Annotated in this window: 1 protein-coding gene; it reads right to left on the bottom strand. The window is 60.5% G+C overall.

What is annotated here, in order from left to right:
- On the bottom strand, positions 1 to 734 hold a 734-nt coding region (locus C1Y63_RS12445), incomplete at its 3' end, for an IS5 family transposase (RefSeq protein WP_233195718.1).
- Between the last annotated feature and the right edge of the window lie 45 nt (positions 735 to 779).

The following is a 779-nucleotide window of genomic DNA, read 5'->3' as shown; positions in this document are numbered from 1 at the left end:
GCCTGGCGGATGCCTGCGATGATCACCGTGGACTCAAAATGCACCGCGAGCTTGTCGACACGTAACGCCACAGCCCGGTGCTGCTTGAGCCGACCAATCAGGCACTCCACGCAATTCCTTCGCGCATACTCCACCCGATCCAACTTCCTCGGCCTGCCACCCTTGCTACCCCGCCGCTTCCGGGCGTCTTTGACTTGGGACGTTTCCGGGATCACGGTCGCGATTTTCCGCGCCCGAAGCTTGTCCCTGTTGTCTCGTGACCCGTAGGCACAATCGGCGGCAACCATGGCAGGAGTTTTACGAATCCTGCCACTGTCGGTTGGGATGTTGATCTTGTCGAGGACGTTGAACAACTGTGGAGAATCACCCTTTTGACCTGCGGTGATAACAACCCCCAGCAGGTGTCCTGTGTGGGACGCTGCGATGTGGAACTTGGACGAAAAACCTCCTCGGGATCGTCCCAGTCCATGATCAACAGGCTCATCAGGGTGCCTGATAAACGAATCCCTTCGGGCGCCGGCGGCGTGCACGCTTGCGCGTGCGGTGCCGGAGTCGATGGCGACGAAGCTTAACAGTTCCTCCGGGGTGGCGGTCATCAGGTTGACGACGGTGAGGATACGGTTCCACACGCCTGCAGCTGTCAGTTGAGCGAACAGTGCGTATGCGGCATGCCAGGGCCCGTAGCGGGTGGGGATGTCGCGCCAGGGGCATCCAGTGCGGGTGCGGTAGAAGATGCCGTCAACGAGGTCACGTATGGGGTGTTTTCTGGGCCTGCCTAG

Source organism: Corynebacterium sp. 13CS0277 (assembly GCF_002994655.1).
In the GTDB taxonomy this organism is placed as follows: Bacteria; Actinomycetota; Actinomycetes; order Mycobacteriales; family Mycobacteriaceae; genus Corynebacterium.
Note: the sequence above shows the minus strand (reverse complement) of the source record. Positions and strands in the feature narration are given on the sequence as shown.